The 23,011-nt window shown below is 41.1% G+C and carries 16 protein-coding genes and 1 riboswitch; of the genes, 8 read left to right on the top strand and 8 right to left on the bottom strand.

Annotation, left to right across the window (positions count from 1 at the left end):
* Positions 1-43 precede the first annotated feature (43 nt).
* The 5 genes from GSQ19_RS12235 to GSQ19_RS12215 form a co-directional block, all read right to left on the bottom strand.
* Complete coding sequence (locus GSQ19_RS12235) at positions 44-1,507, bottom strand: DNA phosphorothioation-associated putative methyltransferase (protein WP_011318224.1); 1,464 nt, start codon at positions 1,505-1,507, stop codon at positions 44-46.
* Positions 1,508-1,934: 427 nt separating this feature from the next.
* Entirely contained in the window at positions 1,935-3,203 is a 1,269-nt protein-coding gene (locus GSQ19_RS12230) for a flotillin family protein (protein WP_011318223.1), read from the bottom strand.
* A 68-nt stretch (positions 3,204-3,271) separates the two neighbouring features.
* Positions 3,272-4,615, bottom strand: coding sequence for a flotillin family protein (locus tag GSQ19_RS12225; protein ID WP_011318222.1), 1,344 nt, complete (start codon positions 4,613-4,615; stop codon positions 3,272-3,274).
* 73 nt (positions 4,616-4,688) lie between these two features.
* Complete coding sequence (locus GSQ19_RS12220) at positions 4,689-5,009, bottom strand: NfeD family protein (protein WP_011318221.1); 321 nt, start codon at positions 5,007-5,009, stop codon at positions 4,689-4,691.
* Positions 5,010-5,796: 787 nt separating this feature from the next.
* On the bottom strand, positions 5,797-6,039 hold the full coding sequence (locus GSQ19_RS12215) for a hypothetical protein (RefSeq protein ID WP_011318220.1): 243 nt from the start codon (positions 6,037-6,039) through the stop codon (positions 5,797-5,799).
* Positions 6,040-6,638: 599 nt separating this feature from the next.
* A riboswitch (cyclic di-AMP (ydaO/yuaA leader) is annotated at positions 6,639-6,819 on the bottom strand.
* Positions 6,820-7,800: 981 nt separating this feature from the next.
* On the opposite strand from GSQ19_RS12215, the gene GSQ19_RS12210 reads away from it, so the two are divergent.
* Together GSQ19_RS12210 and GSQ19_RS12205 are read left to right on the top strand one after the other, a co-directional pair.
* A complete protein-coding gene (locus GSQ19_RS12210; protein WP_011318219.1) occupies positions 7,801-8,406 on the top strand; it encodes a DUF4360 domain-containing protein in 606 nt (201 codons plus the stop codon).
* Positions 8,407-8,670: 264 nt separating this feature from the next.
* Positions 8,671-9,789 (top strand): hypothetical protein, encoded by a 1,119-nt coding sequence (locus tag GSQ19_RS12205; RefSeq protein WP_011318218.1) that lies wholly within the window; start codon positions 8,671-8,673, stop codon positions 9,787-9,789.
* A 10-nt stretch (positions 9,790-9,799) separates the two neighbouring features.
* Here the strand turns inward: GSQ19_RS12205 and GSQ19_RS12200 are convergent, their stop codons facing one another.
* On the bottom strand, positions 9,800-11,041 hold the full coding sequence (locus GSQ19_RS12200) for a zinc ribbon domain-containing protein (protein ID WP_011318217.1): 1,242 nt from the start codon (positions 11,039-11,041) through the stop codon (positions 9,800-9,802).
* Between the two features lie 350 nt (positions 11,042-11,391).
* Here GSQ19_RS12200 and GSQ19_RS12195 point away from each other — a divergent pair, with 350 nt between their 5' ends.
* The 3 genes from GSQ19_RS12195 (at position 11,392) to GSQ19_RS12185 (ending at position 15,853) form a co-directional block, all read left to right on the top strand.
* Complete coding sequence (locus GSQ19_RS12195; RefSeq protein ID WP_011318216.1) at positions 11,392-12,180, top strand: DUF1868 domain-containing protein; 789 nt, start codon at positions 11,392-11,394, stop codon at positions 12,178-12,180.
* A 373-nt stretch (positions 12,181-12,553) separates the two neighbouring features.
* Positions 12,554-15,655 (top strand): two-partner secretion domain-containing protein, encoded by a 3,102-nt coding sequence (locus GSQ19_RS12190; protein ID WP_011318215.1) that lies wholly within the window; start codon positions 12,554-12,556, stop codon positions 15,653-15,655.
* A 27-nt stretch (positions 15,656-15,682) separates the two neighbouring features.
* A complete protein-coding gene (locus tag GSQ19_RS12185; RefSeq protein WP_153228458.1) occupies positions 15,683-15,853 on the top strand; it encodes a hypothetical protein in 171 nt (56 codons plus the stop codon).
* On the opposite strand, the gene GSQ19_RS12180 is transcribed toward GSQ19_RS12185, so the two are convergent.
* Positions 15,846-16,304: a PEP-CTERM sorting domain-containing protein gene (locus GSQ19_RS12180; protein WP_011318214.1), complete on the bottom strand. Its 459-nt coding sequence runs from the start codon at positions 16,302-16,304 to the stop codon at positions 15,846-15,848. The two genes, GSQ19_RS12185 and GSQ19_RS12180, sit on opposite strands and share 8 nt — an antisense overlap.
* A gap of 177 nt (positions 16,305-16,481) precedes the next feature.
* Here GSQ19_RS12180 and GSQ19_RS12175 point away from each other — a divergent pair, with 177 nt between their 5' ends.
* Positions 16,482-16,832 carry a hypothetical protein gene (locus GSQ19_RS12175; protein WP_185478895.1) on the top strand — a complete coding sequence of 117 codons (351 nt, stop codon included), beginning with the start codon at positions 16,482-16,484 and terminating at the stop codon, positions 16,830-16,832.
* Positions 16,833-16,836: 4 nt separating this feature from the next.
* Here GSQ19_RS12175 and GSQ19_RS12170 read toward each other — a convergent pair whose 3' ends face one another.
* A complete protein-coding gene (locus tag GSQ19_RS12170) occupies positions 16,837-17,778 on the bottom strand; it encodes a sialidase family protein (RefSeq protein ID WP_011318213.1) in 942 nt (313 codons plus the stop codon).
* A gap of 1,836 nt (positions 17,779-19,614) precedes the next feature.
* Between GSQ19_RS12170 and GSQ19_RS12165 the strand changes: the two genes are divergently transcribed.
* Together GSQ19_RS12165 and GSQ19_RS12160 are read left to right on the top strand one after the other, a co-directional pair.
* A complete protein-coding gene (locus GSQ19_RS12165; RefSeq protein WP_011318212.1) occupies positions 19,615-21,819 on the top strand; it encodes a GumC family protein in 2,205 nt (734 codons plus the stop codon).
* 207 nt (positions 21,820-22,026) lie between these two features.
* Positions 22,027-22,980, top strand: coding sequence for a glycosyltransferase family 2 protein (locus GSQ19_RS12160; protein ID WP_011318211.1), 954 nt, complete (start codon positions 22,027-22,029; stop codon positions 22,978-22,980).
* Positions 22,981-23,011: the final 31 nt, after the last annotated feature.

The following is a 23,011-nucleotide window of genomic DNA, read 5'->3' as shown; positions in this document are numbered from 1 at the left end:
CTTTTCCTTTTCACCAGAGCGCATTGCCGTTATATTGCCATAGTTACTGTGTGATTTCTCTAATCACATGAATTTCATGTCCCCTAATTTCTACACCGTGAGCAGCGAGGCATTTTTCCCAACCTTCACGAGTGCCAATTTCACTTTTCTGCTTGAGCAATCCTAACTTCTGTTCTTGTTGGGTGAGTTTAGCAAATTGTTCATACAAGGGATAGTTGGGAGTAACAAAAGTTTCTTTACGGTGCAGGACGGGTGGATTGGCTCTGGTGCTATAGTCGCGGTGAGTTACATACAGTGTTTTTAAGTCAATTGTGATACTGGCTTTTAAGGACGGGTGGGGGTCTATGTCGAATTCTGGATAGAACAAATAGGATATTTGCGGTTGGTCGGTGTAATATTTGATGAGCGTAGCTCCATCGACACGCCCAATGGTACGGCTTGCACAACCTTCGTAAATTCGTAGCAACGGGTCGAGGGCTGCCAATGCAGAAACGTGGACGTATAAAGCACCCCGTGTGTGCTTACCTACTTTGCTTTTTTCGCAAGCTGTTTGGACTACCTTTGGTTTACCTAAACTAAAAAGTTTTTGGTCGGCGATATTACAGGCTTCCTCGTAGCTCCCAAAGAAAGCTTTGATGTCGTGGCGCATTTCTGGCGCTAGTTGGGAGAATTTGGGACGTTGATCAAAGTGGGTGAGGGCAAGGTAAACTTGAATATCTAAAGAACGACGATAGGCGATCGCATCCCATTCTGCCTCATCGGTGGCTTGCAGGACAACTGCGAAAGCCCGGCGGAAGTTGCCAAATTCGCTCAGTAATTCTTGTGCGGTGGCTAGTTCTCCTTTTATTGGCAGTCTACCCCGTTTGGTGAAAAATGCCATGAGGGGCGCGAGTTGTTCTTGATAGTCTTCAAACCGTTTGACAGGAATGCGGACTCGCGGTGTAGAGGTGCGAGAAAAGAAACGGATGGCTTTGAAGCTTTCTTTTTCGGCTTCATCGCGGAAGACAAAATAAACGCCAAGGGCGACTGGTACTGCATCAACGTTTAAAACTTCATCGATATATTTTTTCAGTTCTTGTTGTTCGTAATATTTTTGGAAAGTATTCCGGCTGGTGACAATACCGTCACTGTAAGCCAGTTGGGCTTTACTAGGGGCGTTAATTAATACTTGCGCCGCGACAATTAAAACTCTGCGGGTGAGTTCCCAGGCTTGAATGAGGCTTTGGCGGCGTTCTTCTTGGTCTTCGATGACGTTGAGGACGTAACCCAAATTCACCACATCGGCGGGGTTAATGGCTGCATCAGGGTAGTAGTAAGGGTCCCAACCTGTACTGGTGTAGCCAAGATTAGCTACACGTTGCACATCACCACCATAACCACAGCCGTAGTCAAAAAAAACCGTGTCTGGGTTGAGGATTGCCCATTCTATAGCCAATCGTACAGGACGAGAGATTTCAGTCCGAGCGATCGCGGCTCGATGACGTTCGATTTCTACCGTTTCGGCCATAATAATACCAATTTGAAAAAAGAATGTGACAGAAGTACAACCCCAAACGCTTGTCCTCTCTTGATTCTTAATTTTGAATTTTGAATTTTGAATTGGTATAACCCCTTCTCTACGGGATAAGCTGCCCTTGCTTTAACTTGCACATCTTTTCGTGTTAGCTGTTGACTGCTAAAGGTCAACTGTTAGCAGTCTACAAACCATACAAGTAGATGTGTAATTTCCAAGGGTAATAGCTTACTTAAGTCTAGTTTGCTTCCTCGTACCCCTCCGGGGAATTCAAAGTTGAAAATTCATGAGCATACAATATGTGAGTTTACACACGAGTCGAGCAAGTTGCTCAATTTGTAGTTAAAGTTAAAACCTATTTGTTTTGGAAACAGGTCTTCTTGCTGAATTTAAGAGAATTTGTTTGGTTAAATCTTGACCATTAACCTTGATCCAAATTTGATCCAACCTTGCCGTTTTTACTATCAGACTTGAGCTGATTAATCACTTGAGCAACATCGACACCAGTAGTTTGACGCAACTGCTCAATTAACGAGGCTATTTTAGTTACACCACCACCATTAACCGCATCAATCACAGTTAAATTTTCTACTTGTACCTCAGGTACTCCCGTAGCCATCATTTTTAATAATGGTTCGAGTTTTTGGAAGATAAAGATTTCTCGCGCCGATGCGCCTGCATTTTGCCAGGATTCTGCTAGGCGCTGGGTTCCTGCGGCTTGGGCTTTGCCTTCTTCGATGATTTTGGCAGCATCTCCCTTAGCTTGAGCGATCGCCGTTTGACATTCTGCCTCGGCTGGGGCGACTATATCGGCTTGTAGTTGGTTTTCTACTTGAATGATGCGTTCAGTTTGCACTGCTACTTCTGCCTGCACCTTGGCAATTTGGGAATTGACTACCGATTCTACCTCTGCAATCACTGCGGTGCGTTTGGTAATTGCATCTCTAACTCTCCGTTCTGCTTCGGCTTTGGCAATTTGCAAATCCCGTTCAATTTGTCTGAGTTTAGTAATGCGGAGATTTTCTGAAGATTTAATTATCGCTTGGGCTTTGGCTTCGGCTTCAGCTATGCGCGCATCTCGTAGCAACTCTGCTTGTTGTTTGCGTCCTATAGAATCTAGGTAAAGAACCTCATCAAAAATATTCTTGATTTGCAGGTTATCTAGTACCAATCCCAGTTTTTCTAAATCATCTTCAGCTTCTTCCAACAAAGTCTTAGCAAAAGTGATTTTATCTTCGTTTACCTGTTCTGGTGTGAGATTCGCCAAAACCCCCCGCAGATTACCTTCCAATGTGTCCTTGGCTAGTTGTTCAATATCTTTGCGACTTTTACCCAACAGTCGCTCAATGGCATTGTGAATTGTCGGTTCTTCACCAGCAATTTTAATATTCGCCACTCCTTCCACCGTTAAAGGAATCCCACCTTTTGAGTAGGCGTTAGACACCTTCAATTCAATAATCATGTTAGTCAAATCCATGCGGAAAGTTTTTTCCAACAAAGGGATTTGAATACTACTACCACCTTTCACCAAGCGATAACCAACCGATCGCCTCTCATCAATCTGAGTCTGACTCCCAGCAAAAATCAGCACTTCGCTAGGCTGGCAAATATAGTACAAGTTCCGAATCACCCACCAACCTGCGGCGGTTCCAGTCCCAAAAATTCCTAAAAGTAAAGCGATAATTTCCATAATGGTTGTTTGTTAGTTGTTAGAGACGCCATTAATCGCGTCTGTACAGTTTTCCCAATCCCCAATCCCTAATCCCCAGTCCCCAAGGTTCCAGTAACATCAATACCCAGGGTGCGATTGACATTTTCTAGGAATTGCAGGACGATTTCGGGGTAAATATTCACCAAGCTGGCTACGGATTTGCCATCGCCGTTATCAATCACGTTTACCTTCTCTAGGTGAATGCGTTGAGGAATCTGTACTGCTTCTTGGAGGACGGTTTCAATTTGTTGAATGAGGAATAACTTAGAAGCATCGCTGCCAGTTTGCTGCCAAACTTGGGAAAGAATGTCGTTAACTAAAGCTGCGGCTTTGGCATTTTCTTCTAGGAAGGCGGCTTCCCCTTTGGCGCGGAGTTCTTGGGCTTGGCGACGGGCTTCGGCGGGTAGGACTTCATCGGCTTGTAGGCGTAGGCGTTCTAGTTCAGCCCGCAGTACTTGTAAGACTTGTTCGGCTTTGGCTTTCTTTTCTTGTGCAGCCGCCGTGGTAATTTCTTCTTCTGATTTGGCTCTTTGTTCTAGCTGGGCTTTGATGGTGCGGAGTTCGTTTTCTTTCTCCAGCACAATGATTTTGTCTTGGGTTTTGGCGACTTGGGCGTATTCTTCGGATTGGGCTTCGATTTGTTCGGCTTGGGTGAGTGCGTTTGATTCGGCAATCTCTGCGTCTCGAATTACAAGGGCAATTTGTTTACGTCCCCAAGATTTGAGATAGTCTACATCGTCAGAAACGCTTTGAATTTTCAAGGTGTCCAGTTGCAATCCCAGTTTACTAAGGTCGCGGCTGACATCAGAGGCGATACGCTGGGCAAAACTCAGGCGGTCTTCGTTGAGTTCTTCTGGTGTAAGGGTGGCGACGACACCCCGGAGATAGCCTTCTAGAGTCTCGCGGGAAACACGAGCCAATTCTGAGCGATCACGGTCTAAAAAGCGTTCAATGGCGTTACCTACAACCACCGGATCTGAGGAAATTTTCACATTGGCGATCGCTTGAATATTCAAAGGCGTTCCCCCCTTGGCGTAAGCATTCCGCACTTCCACCCGTACCGGCATAGTTGTCACATCCATCCGTTTTACTGTTTCCACTATAGGAATCCGAATGGCGCGCCCACCCAATAACACTCGATAACCCATCTCTTGCCCATCTTTAGTCCGCCATTTGCGTCCCGAAAGTATCAAGATTTCGTTGGGTTTACAAATACACAAAAAAGACTTGATAAACCACACCAGTAAAAATGCACCAAAAATAGATAGAGCAATGGGAAGACCACCATAAAGTAGACTTTCTATCCCATTATTTTCTTTATTAGTAGCAGGTGTATTCGGATCAACTTGCGCTACTGTTACAGTCGCTAATTCTTGTTTAATTAAGTTCATAGTTATTTATCAACTGTCATCAAAGTTTCCTTCTAAACTGGTCTGTGACAGGCTCCGCAAACTGCCTATATTATTAAACATTAACCACCCAAACCTTATTTCCCTTAATTCGTACGATAACAACAGAATCACCTTGATTAAATTGATGAATTTCATCGGTGAAAGCTACAAAGTCTACTAGAGAACCTTTGAGATTGATGCGTACTTTTCCTGGACTATTTTGGTTGATGGGAACTTCCACAATCCCAAAACAACCAACCACGTTATTAATACGGATCAAACTGTCTACTACTTGCCGTCGCCGTTGGAGATAAATCAATCCCACAATTAAGACACCAACAATGATACCGAAAGCAATTACAACACTAGCAGTTGCGAGAATTGGATTATTCATTACCCCATTTCCAGGTATTTTATAATTATTGCTTACCCTTTATTGGTAACAAAAAATCTCAGATGATGTTGATATAACTTTACTATTGCCACTTTCATAAAGGCTAGCTTTAATTAATATTTAACAAATACATATAAGTAAGGCAGAGATATAACATCAATTCTGTTATGTCTCTGATGTTATTGAACGCGGTATATGGAGATTACAGTTGCGGTTATATAGGTATTTCTGTAGAAGTAGGACAAATTTACTCGGTATGTTACAGAAATTTACAATAAATATTCTGTAACTGGTTTGAATGTGTGACAGGTGTCAATATTAACTAATAGAAAATTCCAAATGGGGCGTTGCTCTAGACCACAACACACCATAGAACAAAAGATTGGCCCTAACTAAATTAGGCGTTGCAGAATAGTGGGATGAATTGAGGCAAGCAGAGGAGGCAGAGGTTGCAGAGGAAGCAGAGGAAGAAATTTATCAGTTACTAAATCATCCCTTGATTCAGCAATGCCACTAATTATTGATGTGTATAACTAGAACAGCGTAAATATTTGTTATTGATATCAGGCGGAGGGTAGTCCTGATGTCGATTCTTCTCTGAACAGTATCACCCCACTTTCTTATAGCGGTTTGCAGTTGAGTCGAGAAAAGGAAAAGGGGCAAGGAAAGAAGTCGCAAGGAGGGTTGTCTCCGGGCGAACTTCCCTACGGGACGCTACGCGAACGGGAGCAAGTCAGAAGACCGGAACGGAAGCTCAGACTCCACCCTGTATCAGCGTCCTTTATGACTAAATTTCTCCAGTAATATTAACTAGCTCGTGATTACACTTCATCAATTCGTATAGGTCATAAGCGTATAAATCTTCTTGGCTAGGCTCATTACTATGGCTTGCTGCCACTATGGGATCACCATAGGTATTAGTTCTGCCAATTAGTAAGAGTTTTTTCCCCGCAAACTCTCCAATTAACTTAAATTTGTGTTCAGGTAAAAAGTTAACGTCAGTGAAAAAGTTGCGATTTTGAATGGACATTTTATTCTCCCGAACTGTTTATGAATCGTACTTCTATCGTGAATTTTTCTGACAAACTAATGCCACTAAACTGCATCGAGAATTTACACCTAGCATCAGAGGTTGTTTGAAAAGTATTATTTTAAACATCAAAATCTGAAGAACCGAACCCCTTGAGCCTCCCCTTCCCTACAAGGTAATGGGGGTTCCAAAGCCTATCGACTTTTCAAAGAGAGGTACTCTACAAGAAGCACTCCGCGCTATGGAGAGGGGTCTTGATTATCATTCATCACTTTTCAAATATTCTCTAATGACGGATGTTTTCTCTACAGCCTGCTCAAAGTTTTATCAGTCCTGTGTTTGACTTTTCTCTATAGGAACAACCAAACTTTCAATACTATTTATGGTGGTGCTAACAATGTCTACTGTAATGAAAGTAAAGTGATGATTTATCTGCAAAAACATAGTCAAAAGTACCTCAAGGCAACTAATCCGACCTCAGTCCCTAGAAACACAGACTATAAAATCCTGACTTCCAGTGCGAGGACAGGTAAAACGAAGCGTAAGTTTACCAGCCAAGGATACTGACGACAGGCATTATTTGTATAAATGCTGCTCGTTCAATCTCCTCTCAATGCCTACGAAGTTAGCTGACGGGCTAGGACTGAGAGATGTCCTTCTCTAGATGCTCTAAGTCTAAAATTTGAAATTTCTTTTTCACACTTTAGCTTTAGCTTTTTTGGCAGATACGCCCCAAACTTGGTTCCTCCGTTCCTAGCTTAAACCCTGCACATAGATGTTTTGGGGATAAACCTGGATTAGGCAGACTGATTTTTGTTTCCTGTAATACTAGCGTGTTCCGACGTAAGGTAACACTCCAGTAAACAAAAAGATACGATCGCATCCACAATACTGAATATAGGCGATCGCCTCTTTTCCTCTACCGTTTTGCATAGGCAATTAAAGAAGCGCCCAGAATCACAAATACATCTCTGGCAATACGTGTTGGACTAGCCGCCAAATTGAATAATCACATTAACAAAATGTAAGAAATATTTAGACATTGGCGCAGCCTCCCATAGAGATGGACTACGCCCCACCGTAGGCGATCGATACTGAATTATCAATGTGATTACTTAACTAATTTTACGGGAACACAAGACAAAATTCTTAGTCATTGAGCGAGTATAGATTAAATATTAAAAGCTTGACTAAGCAGTCGGAAGCTAGGAGCCAGCATTAATTGGTGGAAAAATATCCTACTAATTATACTCTGCTAAATATTTGGTTTAGCACCTCTAATAATGTCGTTAATTTATCCAACGATATTACAAGCAAAAACTTCTTCTGGCTAATAAATCTGAATTCTGTTGAGATATCTATATCAGCTATTCAGGGCAACTTTAGTTAGCTTAAATTCAGTATGCAGATGTGGCTTCATTAGTTATTGTCAGGCAATTTATTGATAACCATGAGTATCGAAATTGTTGATAATGCTATCCGTTGCTCTTTTTTGCTAACTAATTTAATAATTGGCAATCTATACAAGGTAGAGTTAAAAACTTCTGTTTATTTCATTGATTAATACGTTAATTATTTGGCTAGAATTCGCTTATTTTATAAGTATATTCTATGCCACAAATCAGGCTGTTAACAATGTCATATACAAGCTATACTCTACAAAAAATATGATTTATGCAGAGTTTCCTAAATAATTTTTCTGGAATTTCATACATCATATTTGGATCTAAGTCTATTCAAATTATTCAAGTTAGGTGAATCATGAATAATCCCAACATCAAGATAACATCTATCAATTTTGTTCAAGCTTTTCTGGCCGCAGCTACACTAATTACGGCTTCTGTTGGCCCCGCTCTTGCTAGCGACAAAGTTGAGATTTTAGGTGCAGAATATGGCGGTAATGGTTGCCCTGATGGATCTGCCAGCGTCAGTGTCAGCCCTGATGGTCAAGAACTCAGCATCCTCTTCGATAACTTTATAGCTGTGGGTAATAAGTCAAGCGAAAGCCGCAAAAGTTGTAATTTGAGTATTCCTATCAAAGTACCTCAAGGTTTTCAAATCTCCCTCTACGATGCTGATTATCGAGGCTATGTTGCTCCCGGTACAACGGGGAGACTCAGGGCAGAGTACTTTTTTGCTGGTCAGCGCGGCCCTGTTTTTTCTCGGACATTTAGAGGCGAAACAGATTACAATGTCCGAGATCAATTAGTGACCGTAGCTGATGTCTGGTCACGCTGTGGTGATAGTGTGAATATGCGGGTGAACGCCGCCATGACCGCCAGTGGTCAAGGTATGGCCACCGTGGACTCTTTCGACCTTGCTCACCGTGGTTTGGTTTATCACATCAAATATCGCCAGTGTCGTTAGGTCTTTTTGTTGTAGCGGGGTAGTTTCATACAATCAGAAGATAAAGACAACTGTGTTTCTCAGCCTCTCCCTCTCGTGTCGAACACAGACCCTGGGCGAACGTAGAAAAGCGACTTGACTAAATTCTTGGAGTTTGGGAAATTTCATATTGGCAGATGAAATTTAGGTAGTTCTTCTCTCAGACTTAGCTAAAAAGGGGACTGTATTCAATCAGACCCCTCAACTCCAGAATTGAATTGTCAGCTTGAGGATAAGGGAGCGTATATGCGAGTAAATGCTATGGCAATGACTCTGTTGGTCTCACTGGCTGCGGCGCAGAGTGCATACGCCCAAGACACTGCCATCACAGGCCAGCCATTCATGCGGGCAGCCCTCACTGTGATGACTTTCGACTACTTCGCTACGAAATGCAAGCAGGGTCGGGGCTTTGTTCCTGCCGACTCTGCCAAGATCGAGGCATGGCAAACCGCGAACGGTGTCAATCAGATTCGTCTCCGGATGCGTGACCTCGATCGCTACCCCTCCCAAAAGCAGGAAATCAACCAGGCTTTTGCACAGATCACCGAAAAGGTAACATCTCAGAATACCAATATCGATGCTTGTGCTGTAGCACTTTCTATATCGAAACTGCCTGACTCACAGTTTGCTACCGTATCTCCCCAACTGCTCGCACAAACGAGTAGTCCAGCCAAAAAACCTCAGAGGGGCGCTCAGAGGTCTGTTAGCACTCCTGTGAGTGTTACTTCTGGATCGAATGCCAAAATTGCGGCTCAGATCGATAGTTTTGGTTTTAATTCGCGTCCAACAATAGGTATCGGTGGTTTTGTCGCCATCGACATCTATCCTGTCGTCCTTTTTCGCAACGGTGATGCCCTCACTGATGTGGAAGGACTTTCATTTCCAGGTGGACTCGAAGCCCACAAACGCCTAAAACCGGACAACTGGACGCGTTGGCGTCGTCAGGGTGGCGAATTGCAACTTGCACAAAAGGGCGGCTGGAAGGCGTTACCTTTTCGGACGACTTATCCCAAATTACCGGACAACTTCAAGCTCGACGGACTCTTTCGCTCTCTCTCTGGTACAGGTACAGTGGCGATCGGGGGTAGCCAATCCCTAGCTGTATGGCAAGACTATCGGTTCTCGGCTGATGGTCGAGTTGTGCGTGGTAACGGTGCTGGTGGAAGTGCAGAAGCTGGCGACGTAGCGATCGCCACCAGCAACATAGCACCAAATCGCCGTGGTCGCTATCGTGTCCAAGGGATGACGCTACATATCACCTATGATGATGGCTCCAGGGAGAGTCGCATCCTAATTACCGATCCAAAAGATCCCAAGAGTGCGATTTGGCTCGATGGGGTGAGCTACGTCCGCCGAAAGCAGTAAACCTCAGATACTATAAATCACCAATATCTTGTAAAGTGCCGCAATGCTTACAGTGTGGTAAATGTTTGTAGGTTAGGTTGTGACAATTTTGACATTCAACGTATTGATAATAACCACAGTGTGGGCAATAGGCATCATTAGCCCGAATTTTTTTCGCACACTTCACACACCGTGATTTTTGAATTCTATTAACTGCTTGTAGTTTAGGATTGAGAACAATTTTCTGGAAAAACTTGATAATCCCAAAACCAATCAAAGGAATCAATAATATGTAAACATAGCTGACCAGGAACAGTAAACTACCAAAAACGGCACTAATAATATCAAAGGCAAATTGAAATATTGCCCCTACTTGTAAAAATTCAAAGATTTTCAGAACTAAAGGGATGAAAAAGATCACTAATAAGTGCCAGCTAATCAGAGCAATGAGTCCGTAACCCCGACGCTGAGAAAATTGATGAACTAATAAAGCTGCAAATATCAGTGGTAACAAAAACAGAGATTGAAAAGCAAGTTGAATACTTGGATACCAAAAAGATGCTTGTTTATAACCTTGTTCAACCGTGGCAAATTCTCCCCTATTTTGTAGGAAAGCAATCAAACTATTACTTTCTGGTTGAGTCAATAGTTGATTCTTAAGATTAGATATTTCCTTTTCTAACTGAGAAATTTGCAGATTATTTTTATCTAACTCCTGTTTAGCTTTTTCTGCTGGAACTTGATTAATCGATTGGCCAGGAGCTTGTCCGGCAAGTTTGTCTAATAGTGTAGAGTCATACTGGGCGCGAATCCGGTTATTAGATTGCTTAAGATTGCTGATTTGTGCTTGTCGCTGGTCAATTCCTTTGATAGCTTGCTGATTTTGAGGAGTTTTGATTTTATCGATGTATTCTCCATACCGCAAGCAAGTAGAAGATACTTTACCCAGATGGTCTATCTCATTTTGTTGATAAGTTTGTTTTTGATTGGGTAGATTACTAATATTACCTAGCAGCGATCGCCTAATAATTTCATAATCTTTATCTTTATTAGTTTCTGTGCGATAAGTCTGCCATTGGGAATAACATGGATAAGCTTGCGAAGGGCTGAGATGCCATCTACTAATATCATCTAAACCTGTAAAAACATTAACTAAGATAAAAATATCAATCAAAATAATGACAGTCAAACTCACTCTATTCAGAGGTTCATTGTTGATTTTTCTTGACTTACTAAAAAATTGATTGACAAGACGGCGGATTCTGGCAAACATATTGGCTGTTGATGACTATTCAAATTAAACGACTGTGATGGTAAGTTAGTTTGATTGTCCTTGTGATAGAAAATTTCTACGTAAATGTTCAAAAAACAAACGGGAACCCTATATTAACCGTTAAGTAGAGTTACACAGTCGTGTTTGTAATTATACTTAGCAGAGGAAGTACCAAAGTTTTTAGTAGTTGAGCAAAGCAAAATTGTTATGAGAGGATGGAAGGGTGGGGAATTCGTGACCTCTACTGATAACATGACTTTAAGAAAAAAACTAACTACCTTTTAAATCAGTCTGTTAAGTTGTGTGATTTTTCTTAAAATCTATCAAGTGAGAATGCGAGGCAATGAAGATTGGACGATAACTATCAAACTTACCTAAATCGGGTAGCAAGACTGACACTACCAGAAGCGTTGAGATCCCAAGCCCAGCATATTCAGGAATCATATAAGTTTCAGCCTTCTTCGGGATCTAGGCAAGCAGTACCTTTTCCTGGGTACACCCTAATTACTCCATCGGCGGCAGAAGATTCGGAAAATTCTGGTTTTTATACTCAGGTACAAGCTTATCAGGAGGAACTGTTACAGTTACCTATCAACAATGGTTTGATAGTTCCTGTACCTCCCGCAAGCTTCCATTTGACTTTGGCAGATTTGATTTGGGACAGTGCTTACCGTGATGCTTGTGAAAAAAATCCTGACTTTGAACAACAATTACGCTCTTGCATAGGTGACACATTACAGCAATATCAAGAATCTCTAACATCAGGGAGTAATCCGATTTATTGGCAGATGTTGGGATTGATTCTCATGCCAAGGGCTGTTGCTGTTTGTTTAGTACCAAAAGATGAACGTTGTTATGAGCAGGTCATTAAATTCCGTCGCACAATTTACCAGAATCCCAAATTAATAGCCTTGGGTATTGAGCAACATTATCATCTTACTGCTCATATAACATTAGGTTATTTTGGGGAGGTTTCGTCAGATTTAGACAGGATCAAATTCAGTGATACACTATCTGATTTGAGTCAAAAATGGCTATTAAATACGCCAGAATTTTTGATTAGCCGTGTAGAATTGCGAAAATTTGACGATATGACACGCTATTATCGTCAGCCAGACTGGCCAAGCTTGAATTTTTAATTTTGCTTCGAGTATGAGGCTTTGAGAAAAATGTTCACGGCTTTTGGCGCGTCATTAGTTGTTCATCAATAAGTTAATCATTGTGCAATTAACAAAATCCTCATCTCCTTGTTGGTGAGGATTTTTCTTATTACACTAAAAGCAATAAATATGCGGTTACACTAATTATTTAATACATATTAAATCATAAAATCCATAATTGATTTTTAAAATATGTGTAGGTGGTTAGTTAATGGTTACTCAAGACTTGAGTGAGTATGTCATCTCCACCCTATTTACTCTAAAAATGCTTGATTTTTTTGCAAAAATTAAATCACATCCCTATATAAGAGTATACTAATTTTTTATTCACCGCTTACGAATACGAGCAAAGATGAGCCGTCATTGCATCAAAATAGGTATCTCTATCATTTTAGGCGTAGGTGCAATAACTGGCATTGAGCATCCTAGCAACGCCGAAATTATTCAAGATAGTACACTACCTGAAAATACTAATGTGACTGTTAATTTCGGTAAAGAGGGTGATTCTACCTTCATTATTAATGGCGGAACAGCAATAGGCAACAATCTATTTCATAGTTTTAGCAAATTTTCCTTACTCAAAGGTCAAAATGCTTACTTTAATAGTACTGACAATATTCAAAATATCTTTAGTCGGGTTACTGGTGGAGAAGTATCAAATATTGATGGCTTAATCACAGCTAGAAGCAGGGTTAATTTATTTCTCATTAATCCCAATGGAATTATTTTTGGGCCTAATGCTCAGATAAATATTCAGGGTTCTTTCGTTGCTAGTACTGCTCATAGTGTCAGATTTGCTGAGGGTGGAGAGTTTATAGCTAAAACTGCAAGTGTTACGCCCTTACTCAATGTCACAACTCCTATTGGTTTACAATATGGGGCTAATTCTGGCAGCATTCAGTTACAAGGAGAATCAATACATCAGCCTAGTAGGCTGCAAGTTGAAGGCAATCAAACTTTAGCCTTAATTGGTGGAGATGTTATTTTAGGAAACGCTAATCTTAGCACTATAAAGTCTGAAGGCAGGATAGAACTAGGCAGTGTTGCATCAGCAAGTTTAGTGGGAATTAAATCAGTCAGTTCAGGCTTCTTGTTTAAATTTGACGGGGTATCTGAATTTGGTGATATTCAACTATCTTCAGGCACTAATATTAATAGTTTAGGTGACCTCAATCTCACGGGAAAAAATATTGTACTTCAAGATGCGTCTTTGAATGTGTTCAATAATCTCACAGTCAATGCCCAAGAGAGCATTCAGTTAATAGATAGAAGTGCAATTGATACTAGAAGTTCTAATAATTCGCCAGGAAATCACACTATTAATACTCGCAGATTATTACTGAGTAATCAATCTTTTATCGGTATAAACGGCGGTAATCTGGAGGTGAATGCCTCAGATGTGGTGGAACTGACAAGTGATCTCAAAGGTACTCCCAGCCGTATCTATGCCACAACTTCAGATGGTGACGCAGCCAATGGAAATTTAACAATTAATACTGGGGATTTATTAGTCGAGAATGGCTCACAAATTATCACTAATTCTTCTACTGCATTTTCCGGCATTATTCCCCTTAATGTGCAGACAAAAGCTAGTTTAACTATTAATGCCGCAAATTCAGTGACTTTGCGGGGTAGTTCATTGGACGAAATATATTCTAGCGGTGTGTTTAGTCAAACTGATGGTGATGGCAAGGCTGGAGACCTGACGATTAATACTCGTGTGTTACGAATTGAAGACGGGGCGCAGGTCATTGCCAGAAATTTGAGTGTCGGTAAAGGCGGAAACTTGACTGTAAATGCTTCTGATAAGGTGCTAATAATTGGTACTTCTCCCAAAGGTTCAATTCCTGGGAACTGGCCTAACGATTCAGAGCTAGATGAGCAAGTACCTAGAGCTGTCGGCCCCTTAAAAGAGTTGTTGATAACAGGGGTGTTACGCAGAGATAGTTTACCTAGTGGTATATTTACTGACTCAGTTTCTTCCGGTGATGCTGGCATGATCACGATTAACACTGGTGAGTTAACAGCACAAAATGGAGGGCGAATTAGTGCCGATGCTTTTTCAGCAGGTAAAGGGGGAGATTTAATGATCAGTGCTACTGATAAGGTGGAATTGATTGGTACTGCTGTCAATGGGGTTGCTAGTGGTTTGTTCACGAGAACAGGTTCTTCAGCTACGGGAAATGCCGGATCTTTGACAATTGTCACTGGTAATTTATTAGTAAAAGATGGGGCGCAAGTCAGTGTTAGTACTTTTGGTACGGCTAAGGGTGGCAACTTGTTGGTGCAGGCGGCTGAGGGGATAAAACTCATCGGTGTTTCTCAGAGGAATATTGCCAGTGGTTTGTTTGCCCAAGCTAATCGTTACGCAACAGGAGATGCGGGTAGTTTAAAGATTGATACCTCGACCTTATTGGTACGTGATGGCGCACAAGTTAGTGCTAGCACTTTCGGGGCAGGTAAAGGTGGAGATTTGTTTGTCCAAGCTTCTGATATCAAACTAATCGGTACTGCTGCTGATGCTTCGTTCTCTAGTGGCTTGTTTACTGTAGCAACGGCAAACTCTACTGGTAGCGCTGGTAAACTCACGGTGAACGCGGATGTATTGGATATTGAGCAGGGAGCGGGAGTAGGAGTGCAGAGTAGTGGTAAGGGGAGTGCAGGCAACTTAAATATTAATGCTCATAGAATCAGATTGGATGATCAAGCTTTTATCAGTGCCGATACTCGTGATAATGGGAGTGACCCTAACCGATCGCAAGCAAATATCAATCTGCGATCGCGCAATCTCATCCTATCTCGTGGCAGTAGCATCACCACTAACGCCACAGGCAGTAATGTCATTGGCGGCAATATAGACATTGATACTAACACTCTAGTTGCTATTCAAAATAGTGATATTAGTGCTAATTCTGCTGACTTTCGTGGTGGTCGAATCAATATCAATGCCCAAAATATTTTTGGAACCAAATTTCGCAATCAACGTACCCCCAATAGCGATATTACTGCTACTGGTGCTAGTCCTGAGTTAAGCGGTGCAGTGGAAATTACTACCCCTGATGTAGACCCTAGTCAAAGTTTAAGCCAACTCCCATCAGAGGCTGTTGATGTGTCTAATCAAATCTCTCAAGAATGCCGGATTGATGAAGCGACGGCACAGAGACAAAATCAGTTTATTATTACTGGACGCGGTGGTGTACCAACAAACCCCTATGAAACCTTAGATAACACGGCGATAATTACGGATTGGGTAACTGTTAATGATGTCAATACTGTTGCTCACAAAGAAAATAATTTCGCCCAAGAGGAAAACACTGTTGCCAATAGTATTGTTGAGGCTCAAGGCTGGGTTTATGATACCCAAGGAAATTTGGTTCTGACTGCCGAAGCAACTAAAATAACAGGTCATGGTTCAGGATTGACAACCGATTTCTGCCAGGTAAATAAGGGATAAACACTCCACCCACAAGGGGATAGAGTTTTGTCAGTGGTCAGTGGCAAAGATAAACAATGCCCCATTCGCTACTTTGCTCAAGATGAAAGTCGTTTTGGACTGCACACACTGCTGGGACGCTTTACTACCTGTGGAGTCAAACCGATAGGACAATGGCAGTGGTTATCCAAAGCCTTTTGGCTCTTAGTATTTAAGTAGATTTTTTTCTTGACCGCCTTATAGTTACGCTGCAACCCAGGGCGGTAAATAAACCCAGGATAGTACTTGGTTCAGGAACTGGAACTCTCTCTAGCTTGATGTTACTAATCTCCAAAGCCGATGTAGTCCCATAATCATCTACATCCACTACTCCCAAGGCGAAGGTGTAGGTTCCAGGAGTACTAAAGGTATAAGAACGAATCCCTGTTTTTTGAAGAAAGGGACTGTCAGCTTGAGTTGCATCAGTGAAGTCAGCCAACTTAATCAGTGTACCGTCTACCAACAGAAAGGCGAAGTCCTTGTTAAGTGTCTCGTTAGTGCGGAAGTTCCAGTCGAAGTTGAAAGTATCACCAGCCCCTAAAGTAAGTGTATTTTTTATTGCAGACCCCTCAAATACAAATCCTCCAATATCCAGGTCAGAGAGATCAGCTAAAGCGAGAAAATTTTGCAAGTCTGGATAAAAACCTTCATCACCTGCGGGTATACCGGAATACTACCAATTGTTTAATAGATGGTGCTTTTTCCAACACAAACACCAATACGTCCCAATACTTCTCGGTTAAGAGTTAAGCAGTATTGAACTGTAAAGCACTTTACTTCATGGTTAGGTTTATGCACTGGTAGCCGCGTGACTGGTGGTAAGGTTAAAAGTTCTCAAACTCGTTCTGTTGCCAACCGTGCTGCCAATGCTTTCCGAATGGCTGCTCAAACTCTTTGCCGCAGCCATTCGGCTTTAGGCGCTTATTACCGCCGTATGCAAGCTCGTCTTGGCGCTCCAAAGGCCATCACTGCTGCTGCCCATAAATTGGCACGTATTTTTTATCGCCTTTGGACTTCTGGAGATACATTTATTGACCCTGGCATTGATACTTACGAACAACAGTATCGAGAACGGATACTCAAAAACCTCAAGAAAAAAGCTCAGGCTTTTGGCTTGGAACTCATTCCTATTTCTGACCCTACGCAATGTGTTTCTTAAGAGTTTACACATTGCCATCAAAGACAGAATAGAAGATCCGAGGGTCATCCAGCTTCCCTTTCCAAACCATCACCAACTTATCTTGATAGGTGGCTAAGGCCGGAGCATGGGAGGTACCGCGATCTCCAGAAGTGAGCTGTTGAGGCGACCAGGTATTGCCATCAAAGACAGAATAGAAGATCCGAGGGTCATCCAGCTTCCCTTTCCAAACCATCACCAACTTATCTTGATAGGTGGCTAAGGCCGGAGCATGGGAGGTACCGCGATCTCCAGAAGTGAGCTGTTGAGGCGACCAGGTATTGCCATCAAAGACAGAATAGAAGATCCGAGGGTCATCCAGCTTCCCTTTCCAAACCATCACCAACTTATCTTGATAGGTGGCTAAGGCCGGAGCATGGGAGGTACCGCGATCTCCAGAAGTGAGCTGTTGAGGCGACCAGGTATTGCCATCAAAGACAGAATAGAAGATCCGAGGGTCATCCAGCTTCCCTTTCCAAACCATTAATAACTTATCTTGATAGGTGGCTAAGGCCGGAGCATGGGAGGTACCGCGATCTCCAGAAGTGAGCTGTTGAGGCGACCAGGTATTGCCATCAAAGACAGAATAGAAAATGTGCGGGTCATCCAGCTTCCCTTTCCAAACCATTAATAACTTGTCTCGATAAGTAGCCAGGGCCGGAGCATGGGAGGTACCGCGATCTCCAGAAGTGAGCTGCTGAGGCGACCAGGTATTGCCATCAAAGACAGAATAGAAAATGTGCGGGTCATCCAGCTTCCCTTTCCAAACCATTAATAACTTGTCTCGATAGACAGCCAGGGCCGGGGCATGGGAGGTACCGCGATCTCCAGAAGTGAGCTGCTGTGATGACCAAGTACCCGTCGTTGCTTCTGTGGATAACTCTGCAAGTAAATCCGATGTAACGATTTGAGCCGACATAGTTGACATGATTGTTAGCCTCACTTGTACATAGGTATTGCACACCTATGCTTCTACTTGTAACTATGCTTTCTAGAAATTAAATGCTCCTTGAGCTAGAGATTAAAAAGCTCTTGCATCCTGCATTTGGGGGAGAAAGTAGCGAAGACACTGTTGGCGAAATATTTCTTCACATTAAAAAGCGATAAAAATTAATCAATTTGGAGAAATCGTGAATGACTTCTTGCAGCAGTTTTGGCACCAATCACTTTTTTTATTCTCAATACTGCTTAACTCTTAACCGAGAAGTATTGCAATACGTCCCGCAAACTTGGGTAACTCTCCAGTAGGATTTTTGAACAGCCCTCCTGCTCGACAGAGTCAAACTTGTATGGTGTTTGGTTTTATTGATCTATTCGTCCTCACACAGTGCGATCGCAATGGCAATTGCTTGAGTATTTAAACTTTGGCTCATTCGCTTTCTTATCTGTGCAAATTTAATTTTTCATCGGGAGAGGGCTAATTTAAAAACTAGCCCAGTCTATCTTGCCGCTACATAATTGAGATGATGACGGATCAATACCTAGAAGTAGCGAAAGCAGTTGAGATTAAACGCTTCATCATGTTTTCTTTCCGTCGTGCTTGAAGAATATGTTTAATATCACTGATTATTATTAGGTGTTCTAGTTCAGTTTCAGTCCACTGCTCTACTGATCTAAAATTGAGCTTGATAGATTTGGCGTAGATAGGCAGCAGTTAAGTGCGGGGATTGCTAGGGTTGCGTTTGGGCAGAATCACCTTTCGCGGTCGTACCCTCTTCTATACTTGCTTGCACCCAACCGATTACTGATTTGATACTGCCAGGATTTCTGATTTAGGGCTGTCTTGGCACGGATACACAACTCAAGCTTTAAATATTGCCAAATATCGCCACTGCTTAGAGTCAATAGTGGCTTCACACGTCAATTTGGGAACAAGTTATCTTTCAATACGTCTGCAATCGGCTAGTCTGTTAGTGAGGAGAAGACAAAAAAGCGATCGCTATAACTTGATTTGATGCGTCGGCTAATTGACGGGCTTGTTCGCGTAAATCCTATGAGATAGCTACAGTATAAAAACTTTTCCTCAGCCCACAAGTATGGCGAAAAATAATTCTCTCGTTAAATAATTTTACTTTTGTCCTATATTATGAACTTTCAACAATACTTGGCTGTCTCAGGCTGAAGCCCTGGAAATGATTAAAAGTAGGGAAAGACAATGCCTTATGAGATTACTAGTAGAATACAGAATATATGAATTTTCCGTAAACTTGTTTCATTAAGTGTTTTTACATAAACATGGTATGATATGACTGATTAAGCATATATATCAGGGAATATCTTTGGTGAATAACAACTTACTTATCAATCAACAAACTCACTAGTATTCCTTAGTTATATTCTAGGAAAAAATTGCCGATTATCGGTAATTTAGCACCAATCAGGTGTTTATTACAACTAAAAAATCTTTTGGGTGCTTTAGAGTTTAGGTATTGATATTCTTTTAGCTCAGTTCTTTTAAAGTCACTTTGTCTGTAGAACTTTAAACAAATCAGAGAGCATGAGTTGTATGTGTTGAAGGTGCTTTCATCACTCAAAAGATTCAAGATTGTGTACTGTATTCTGTTCTGTGTATGGGTTAAACCCAAAAAGTACACTTTGTAAAAAATTCATTAGTTAATATTAACTGATGAGTAAATTCAACTAAAAATTGTTTCCTGATAGTAAACAGAAAACATGAAAATTGTTAAGTAGACTACAGTGTTAATGGTTCATAAGCACTGGTATAATCTGCTTTCGACAGTCTTTTTTATAAAAGTTTGTATATATGACAATGGACTCTTTACAAGGTTTTGAAGAAGTAGATATTCACAAATACGTAGAAGTTCTTCAACGACGTTGGTTAGCTGTAGTAGGAATTTTTGGACTATCGCTAACCCTTGGGTGTGTGTATGCCTTTTCACAAAAGCCTTCATACAAAGCAGAAGGAAGTGTGATGATTAAAACTAATCGCACTTCCTCACTCACTGGTTTACCACAGGACATTGGTCGCTTAGAACCATTGAATGTGAATGACAACCCCTTGGAAACTCAAGTGAGAATTATTGGCTCAAATCCAGTACTTGAGCAAACGATTAAAGCACTTAACCTTAAAGATAAAAATGGCAAACCGCTATCAATTAGAATTTTTGCCAAACAACTAAAGATAGAAGGCATCAAAGGCACAGATGTTGTGCAGCTTTCTTATAAGAGTAATGATCCTGCACTAGCTGCCAAAGTTGTCAATAAAGTTATTGACAATTATATAGCCTTAAATATTAAAGCCAATCAAGACGAAGCACTCACAGCTAAACAAGTCCTGATTGCGGAAATACCCAAAGCTGAGACAAGCGTCAAAAAAGCTGAGTCAGAACTGCGGATATTTAAAGAAATCAATAAAATTATTGCTCTAGAACAGGAAGCAACCGTAGCGGTTGATACCGTTTCCAAACTTAGCAACCGCATCTCTGAAGCACAAGCACAACTAAACGACGTTACGGGTCGTTTAGAACAGTTACGCGCTCAAGCTCAGGTTGATTCACAACAAGGTGTCATCGCATCCGAATTGAGCCAAGCGCCGGGAGTGCAGAAAGTACTAGCGGAACTCCAAGAAACAGAAAGTAAATTAGCGGTTGAACGTACTCGCTTTGAATCTGAACACCCCGCAATTACTAGCTTAGAAGAAAAGATTGTAGTTCTGAAAAACTTGCTCAAAGATCGCACAGGACAAGTAGCAGGTACAGCGCAGGTTACCCAGGGAAGCTTACAGGTCGGGCAACTGAAGCAAAGCATCATAGCAGATATTACTCGTGCAGAGTCACAACGTGTTGGTTTAGAAAGACAAATCAGTACACTCTTGCAACAACGAGAGGCATACATTAAACGAGCCAACTATTTACCAAAACTCGAACAAAATCAAAGAGAGTTAGAACGGAGGCTACAAGCAGCACAAGGAACCTACGAAACCCTCCTGAAAAAACGCCAAGAAATTGACATTGCTCAAAACCAAAAGATTCCTAATGCGCGGGTCATTTCCTATGCCTTAATTCCCGATTTCCCAGAGGGGCCCCGCAAAATTCTATTTATTATTGGCGGTGGAGTAGCTGGTATTTTCTTAGGTATCATTGCCGCCTTTAGTATAGACTTGATCGATCGCTCAGTGAAGACTGTTAAGGAAGCTAAAGAAGTCCTGAGATACACCGTTTTAGGAGTTATTCCTACATTAGGTAGAAACACTAAAGATGATATACCCATACCAGGACTTGATAGAGCTGTTCCCAAAATCATTGGTAGAGATATCCCCTACTTTCCCTTAGGTGACGCATATCAGATACTGCAAGTTAATTTAAAGTTCCTCTGTTCTGATAAACCACTCAAAAGTATTGTAGTCACCAGTTCCGTCCCTAAAGAAGGCAAGTCAGAAGTATCGGCAAATTTAGCTGTAACTATGGCTCAGGCTGGTCGTCGGGTGTTGTTGGTAGATGCAGATATGCGTCACCCCATACAACATCATATTTGGGATCTATCTAATGCGATCGGGCTAACCAACGTCCTCATTGGTCAAGTAACTTTAGATGAAGCAGTACAAGAAGTAATGCCCAATTTAGAGGTACTTCCGTGCGGAATTTTACCACCTAATCCTGTAGCCATGTTAGATTCTCAACGCATGGCCACATTGATGAGTAACTTTGCTAGGGATTACGACTTTATTATCTTTGATACACCACCCCTAACAGGCATAGCGGATGCGGCTGTATTAAGTACCCTGACTGACGGAATTTTATTAGTTGTTCGTCCGGGGGTAGTTGATTTTAATAGTGCTAATGCAGCTAAAGAGTTTTTAACTCAGTCAGGTCAAAAGGTTTTAGGAATAGTCATCAATGGAGTGAATATTAAAAACGAACCGAACGGTTACATTTATTCCTCAAAATACAGACAACTTGAACCAAATTCCATATCTAGTAGCTTAAGCAAGTTGTCTAGAAAAAGTTGACCTAGTATAAGGTGCAGAGGATATCATCGAATATTCATTGAGGCGATTATTTCCATTTACATCTTCAAAAAAATATCACAAATAAATTATGGGAATAATCGCTGACAACTAAATACACTATCATAAAATTCTTTTTGTGAGTTCAGGAAAAATTGGTTGTTATCAACCTACATTCTTGTTTTTTGTTCCCCTGTCAAACTCTTTCCTATGGACACAAAAAAAATCAAAACGTCTTGCTTAATTAATAATTATAATTACGCAGCCTTTCTGTCAGAAGCAGTTGCTAGTGCTTTACAACAAACAGTTAAATTTGATGAAATTATTATTGTTGATGACGCATCTACAGATAACTCTGCCGAGGTGATAGCTAAGTTTGCTCAACAGGCAGATATTAAATATATATTAAAAGACAAAAATCAAGGTCAGCTATCTTCATTCAACGAAGCTTTTTTAAATGCCTCTGGAGACATCATCTTTTTTTTAGATGCTGATGATGCTTATGAACCTGAATATTTAGAAACTGCCCTGAATTTTTATGATAGACGTAGCGAATGTGATTTTGTATTTTGTGCCTATAAAAAATTTGGAGCAGTAGAAGGCATATTTCAAGATTATCAAATAGATGTAGATTTGGGTTATTCAGTCATTAGAACCTTATGTAATGGTGAATGGATTGGCTCGATAACTTCAACATTGTCCATGCGTAGAAACATACTGAGGAAAGTTTTACCTATTCCTAATACAGAAGATTGGCGAGTTAGGGCTGATGATTGTTTGGTTTGGGGGGCTTCTTTAGTAGGAGCAAAGAAATTTTATTTGTCTCAACCTTTAGTAAGGTATAGGATACACCAAAATAACCAATTTCATAATAGTAAATTTGTAAATACAGATAAAGATTATGAATATAAGAGATTTTGGAAGCGCAATTCATTATTTAATTACATTCTGCAAAAAAATAATTTAGAGTTGCCTTTGTTATTAGCTTTTACATCACTGAATGAGCTAAAAACAATACCATGTCCTAATACTCAAGATTTCATATCGTATTTAAAAATCATATTTCTATTTGAGAAGAATTTATATTGGAAAATTAAGGGCATACTTTTATTATTTAATTATCTTGTCAAAGTTTTGCTGAGTGGGAAATTACAACTAAGGTAAGCATTAATTAAAGAAGGCACAATTTTTTCCC

Source organism: Trichormus variabilis 0441, from assembly GCF_009856605.1.
In the GTDB taxonomy this organism is placed as follows: domain Bacteria; phylum Cyanobacteriota; class Cyanobacteriia; order Cyanobacteriales; family Nostocaceae; genus Trichormus; species Trichormus variabilis.
The sequence above is the reverse complement of the archived record's forward strand: the minus strand, read 5'-3'. Positions and strand labels throughout refer to the sequence as shown.

Bases quoted from the DNA above. Each gene is read 5' to 3' on its own strand.
- GSQ19_RS12235 (WP_011318224.1), bottom strand. From the start codon at position 1,507: ATGGCCGAAACGGTAGAAATCGAACGTCATCGAGCCGCGATCGCTCGG.
- GSQ19_RS12230 (WP_011318223.1), bottom strand. From the start codon at position 3,203: ATGGAAATTATCGCTTTACTTTTAGGAATTTTTGGGACTGGAACCGCC.
- GSQ19_RS12225 (WP_011318222.1), bottom strand. From the start codon at position 4,615: ATGAACTTAATTAAACAAGAATTAGCGACTGTAACAGTAGCGCAAGTT.
- GSQ19_RS12220 (WP_011318221.1), bottom strand. From the start codon at position 5,009: ATGAATAATCCAATTCTCGCAACTGCTAGTGTTGTAATTGCTTTCGGT.
- GSQ19_RS12215 (WP_011318220.1), bottom strand. From the start codon at position 6,039: ATGTCCATTCAAAATCGCAACTTTTTCACTGACGTTAACTTTTTACCT.
- GSQ19_RS12210 (WP_011318219.1), top strand. From the start codon at position 7,801: ATGAATAATCCCAACATCAAGATAACATCTATCAATTTTGTTCAAGCT.
- GSQ19_RS12205 (WP_011318218.1), top strand. From the start codon at position 8,671: ATGCGAGTAAATGCTATGGCAATGACTCTGTTGGTCTCACTGGCTGCG.
- GSQ19_RS12200 (WP_011318217.1), bottom strand. From the start codon at position 11,041: ATGTTTGCCAGAATCCGCCGTCTTGTCAATCAATTTTTTAGTAAGTCA.
- GSQ19_RS12190 (WP_011318215.1), top strand. From the start codon at position 12,554: ATGAGCCGTCATTGCATCAAAATAGGTATCTCTATCATTTTAGGCGTA.
- GSQ19_RS12170 (WP_011318213.1), bottom strand. From the start codon at position 17,778: ATGTCAACTATGTCGGCTCAAATCGTTACATCGGATTTACTTGCAGAG.
- GSQ19_RS12165 (WP_011318212.1), top strand. From the start codon at position 19,615: ATGACAATGGACTCTTTACAAGGTTTTGAAGAAGTAGATATTCACAAA.
- GSQ19_RS12160 (WP_011318211.1), top strand. From the start codon at position 22,027: ATGGACACAAAAAAAATCAAAACGTCTTGCTTAATTAATAATTATAAT.